The sequence below is a fragment of the Aquipuribacter hungaricus genome, assembly GCF_037860755.1.
GTDB lineage: Bacteria > Actinomycetota > Actinomycetes > Actinomycetales > JBBAYJ01 > Aquipuribacter > Aquipuribacter hungaricus.
In genome coordinates, this window is record NZ_JBBEOI010000268.1 from 1 (window position 1) to 4,433 (window position 4,433).

General features: G+C 76.7%; 3 protein-coding genes and 1 pseudogene. All 4 read right to left on the bottom strand.

Annotated elements, in window-relative coordinates:
- Nucleotides 1-723, bottom strand: a pseudogene (locus tag WCS02_RS17780) (hypothetical protein); the annotation flags it as partial.
- 126 nt (nt 724-849) lie between these two features.
- Nucleotides 850-1,668: a TrmH family RNA methyltransferase gene (locus WCS02_RS17785; protein ID WP_340295608.1), complete on the bottom strand. Its 819-nt coding sequence runs from the start codon at nt 1,666-1,668 to the stop codon at nt 850-852.
- Between the two features lie 56 nt (nt 1,669-1,724).
- Nucleotides 1,725-2,519: a sulfite exporter TauE/SafE family protein gene (locus WCS02_RS17790; RefSeq protein ID WP_340295604.1), complete on the bottom strand. Its 795-nt coding sequence runs from the start codon at nt 2,517-2,519 to the stop codon at nt 1,725-1,727.
- Nucleotides 2,520-2,622: 103 nt separating this feature from the next.
- Entirely contained in the window at nt 2,623-4,245 is a 1,623-nt protein-coding gene (locus WCS02_RS17795) for a cryptochrome/photolyase family protein (RefSeq protein ID WP_340295606.1), read from the bottom strand.
- Nucleotides 4,246-4,433 lie beyond the last annotated feature (188 nt).

Genomic DNA, 4,433 nt, shown 5'->3' on the forward strand with positions numbered 1-4,433 from the left:
CGGTCGCGCCGCGGGGGCGGCGGCGGGGGCGGGGGTCGCGACGGCGGGCGGGGTCGCCGCGCCGGACGGGGCGTTGCACTCCAGCGAGACCTCGACGAGCAGCTCCAGCAGCCGCTGGAAGTCGATGCCCTCGCCCTCGTCCTCGCCCACGAGCGCCTCCAGCTCGGCGAAGACCGCCTCGAGCTGCTCCTCGATGTCGGCGACCGCCTCCTGGGCGTCCTCCACGGCGGACGCGGCGGCGGCCACGGCGGTCTGGGCGGTGGTGACCGCGGACTGGGCGGCGCCGAGGGCGGCGGTCGTCGTGCCGAGCGAGGCCTGGGCCGCCGCGACGCGCGCCGGGTCCACCGGCTGGGCGGCCTCCGCGGCCTCGAGCTCGGCCTCCGCGGCCACGACGGCGGCGGCCGAGACCGTCCGGACGGCGCTCACCGAGATCAGGTCGACCCTGGCGTCGTCGCCGGCCTCGACGGCGGCGTCGAGCGCCTCGTAGGCGTCCTGGGCGACCAGCTCCAGGTCCTCCAGCCGGCCCAGGACCTCCTCCAGCGCGTCCTGGTCCACCTCGTCCGGCTCGTCGATGTCGCCGAACTCGGTGCCCAGGGCGGTCACCGCCGTCGTGCAGGCGGCCGTCTGCGCGGGAGCCGCGCTGACGGGGGCGGCCCCGGCCAGGAAGCCGGTGACGGCGAGGGCGGAGGCGGCGACGACCGCGGCGGCACGGGCTGGGCGCATGGCTGGTCCTCTGGCTGGACGGGAGGACCCGCTCGGGCCCCCGCCGGTGCACGAGCCACCGGGCAGCGAAGTGAAGCACGTCACAGCACGCGCTGTCCCTGGTTCGTGACGGGTCGTGCGGCGAGCCTAGGGACCGGCGACCGGCGGCCGGGTCGCCCAGAACGCGACGGCCCCCGCGGCGGCCACGTTGAGGGAGTCCACGCCGCCGGTCATGGGGATGCGCACCACGCGGTCGGCGGCCCGGACGGTGCCCGGGCGCAGGCCGTCGCCCTCGGTGCCGAGCACCCACGCCAGCCGCTCCGGGGGGTCGGCGGCGAGGACGTCGAGGTTCTCGGCGCGCTCGTCCAGCGCGAGCGCCGCGACGACGAAGCCCAGCTGCCGCAGCTCCTCCACCCCGCCCGGCCAGGTCTCCACCCGCGTCCACGGCACCTGGAACACGGTGCCCATCGAGACGCGGACGCTCCGCCGGTAGAGCGGGTCCGCGCAGCGTGGGGTGACGAGCACCGCCTCGACGCCCATCGCGGCCGCGCTGCGGAAGACGGCGCCGATGTTGGTGTGGTCGACGACGTCCTCCAGCACGACGACCCGCCGGGCGCCCGCGACCACCTCGGCGACCGGGCGCAGGGCGGGCCGGTGCATGGACGCCAGCGCCCCGCGGTGCAGGTGGAAGCCGGTGATGCTCTGCAGCAGCGGCTCCTCGGCCACCATCACCGGGGCGCCCTGGGCCGCCGCGGCCTCGAGCACGTCGGCCATGTCCGGCAGCCAGCGCGGCGCCACGAGCAGGGACCGCATCCGGTGGCCCGCCCGCAGCGCCCGGCGGATGACCTGCGTGCTCTCGGCCATGAACAGGCCTTCGGCCGGCTCCTTGACCACGCGCAGCCGGACGTCGGTGAGCCGGGTGTAGTCCCGCAGCCGCGGGTCGTCGGCGTCGGCGAGCCTCACCAGCCCGGACGCGTCCCCGACATCCTCGGCGGTGCCAGCGGTGTCCCCCGCGCCGTCGGTCACCCGATGACCAGGGCGACGATGGCGACCAGCCCGACGGTGACGATGACGCCCCGCAGCAGCGGGGGCGGCAGCCGCCGGCCGACCCGGGCGCCGAGCACCCCGCCGAGCAGCGCACCGAGGGCGACGGCGGCCGCGGAGGACCAGGCGACGAGCTCGGGCGCGACGACGACGAAGACGACCGCCGCGACGAGGTTGACCGTGCCGGCCAGGACGTTCTTCAGCCCGTTGAGGCGCTGGAGGTCGTCGTCCAGCACGGCACCGAGCGCGCCGACGAGCAGCACGCCCTGGGCGGCGCCGAAGTACCCGCCGTACACCCCGGTGGCGGCGGTGATGGGCCAGGCGAGGCCGTACCGGTCGGTGTGCCGGCCGCTGGCGTCCACGGTCGCCCGGCCGGCCTCGACCGCGGCCGCCCGGCGCCGGCGCAGCGCCGCCTGCAGCCGCGGCTGGACCACGACGAGCACGAGGGCGACGGCGATGAGGACCGGGACGACCGCCTGGAACGCCGACTCCGGCAGGACGAGCAGCAGGCCCGCCCCGACCAGCCCGCCGACGACGCTGGCCGGCAGCAGGACGAGCAGGCGCCGCCGCTGCCCGCGCAGCTCGGCGCGGTAGCCCCAGGCCCCGGAGAACGACCCGGGCACCAGGCCGAGGTTGTTGGTGATGTTGGCGGAGACCGGCGGCAGCCCGAGGGCGAGCAGCACGGGGAACGAGATGAGCGTCCCGCTGCCGACGATGGTGTTGATGGTGCCCGCGGCGACGCCGGCGAGCAGGGCCAGCAGCAGGTCGAGCACGGGCGGCGACGCTACTGCACCCTCGCCCGCCCTCCCCCACCGCGGCACCGCCGTGGACCAGGGTGCGGCGCCGACGGACCTCAGGGGGCGGCGTCACCGGACCTCAGGGGGCGGCGTCGCCGCGGTCCAGCTCCTGGCGCAGCAGCGCCTCCCGGTCGCCGAGGCGCCGGAGCCCGGCCACAGCCCGCGAGGTCCGCGGGTTGGAGCCGAGCAGGTCGGCGTGGCGGGCGACGAAGGCCCAGTACCCGGCGGTGAACGGGCACGCCGTCTCCCCCACCCGGACCTTGGGGTCGTAGCGGCAGGGCTTGCAGTAGTCGCTCATCCGGTCGATGTACGCCCCGCCGGAGGCGTAGGGCTTGGTCGCCATGACGCCGCCGTCCGCGTGCTGGCTCATCCCGACGACGTTGGGCACCATCACCCACTCGTAGCCGTCGACGAAGCTGCGGTGGAACCAGTCGGTGAGCGCCTGCGGGTCGTAGCCGTGCTGCAGGCCCCAGTTGCCCAGCACCATGAGGCGCGGGATGTGGTGGGCCCAGCCCTCCTCGCGCACGCTGCCCAGCACGTCCGAGAGGCAGCGGGCGGTGACCGTCCGGTCGGCGTCCAGGTCGGCGAACCAGGCCGGCAACGGACGTCCCGCCTGCAGGGCGTCGCGCTCGCGGTAGCCCTCGCCCTGGTGCCAGTACAGCTGCCAGACGTAGTCCCGCCAGCCGATCACCTGACGGACGAAGCCCTCGACGCTGGCGAGCCGGGCCCCGTGCTGCACCCGGTCCGCGGCGGCGCGGGCGACGTCGACGGGGTCGAGCACGCCGAGGTTGATCGACGCCGACAGCAGCGAGTGGGCCATCCAGCGGTCCCCGGCGAGCATGGCGTCCTCGTAGGGGCCGAACGCGTCGAGGCGGTGCTCGAGGAAGTGCGCCAGCGCGGTCGTGGCCTCCGCCGCGGTGACGGCGAAGCGCCGCGGCCCGTCCTCGCCGACGAAGCGGACACCCTCGCGCTCCATGTGGTCCAGGTCCTCGCGGACGCCGGCGTCGATGTCGTCCTCCTCGGGCCACCAGGGCTCCGGCATCGGCGTCATCGGCGCGGACATGACGGCGTCGGACAGGGTCGTCGCGCCGCGGGGCGGGCTCTCCCGGTTCTCCTCGTCGAAGGACCAGCGGCCGCCGACGGGCTGGCCGTCGCCCTCGACGAGGATGCCGTGGCGGACCCGCTGGGTGCGGTACCAGTCGTCCTGCAGCAGCCGCCGCTGCTCGCGGCCGGTCGCCCAGGCGGCGAAGTCGGCGTGGCTGGAGGCATAGCCCCGGGCGGCGACGAGCCGCACGCTCCCGGCCCCTGGCCCGACCTCGCCGGAGACGAGGCGGCGGACGAACCGCCGGGCGGCCCAGCTCGTCGGGTCGCAGACCGACACCGGGTCCTCCGGCGACACCCCGGCAGCCGCGAGACCGTCGACATAGCCCCCCGCCTTGACGTACCGCACCCGGTCGCCGAGCTCGGCGGCGCGGTGCCGCAGCGCCGACAGCACCAGGTGGGCCTTGCGGCGGTGGAAGACCCGCCGCCGGAACACCGACGTGGTCTCCAGCAGCAGCACCTGCCCGTCGGGGTCGTCGACGAACGACGGGCCGAGCTGGTCGGCGAAGCACCACCGGACGGTGCCCTCGTCGCGCTCGGGGAGGTCGAGCGCGACGAGGTCGGGGACGTCGGGGGCGTCGCTGAGAGCGGGGTCAGGCACCCCCGCAGTCTCCGTGCTGGGCGCCCGCGCCGCCTCAGGAGACGGGGGGCCGGTCCTCGCCCAGGGCGCTGGAGCCGGTCGCGTCCGGGCCGGCGGCGTAGGGGTCGCCCTGGGGTACGGCCGTGGCGGCGGGCGGCTCCCCCGCGGGGACCTGCCCGGCCGGCGCGTCGGCCACCCCGGCGGCGGGG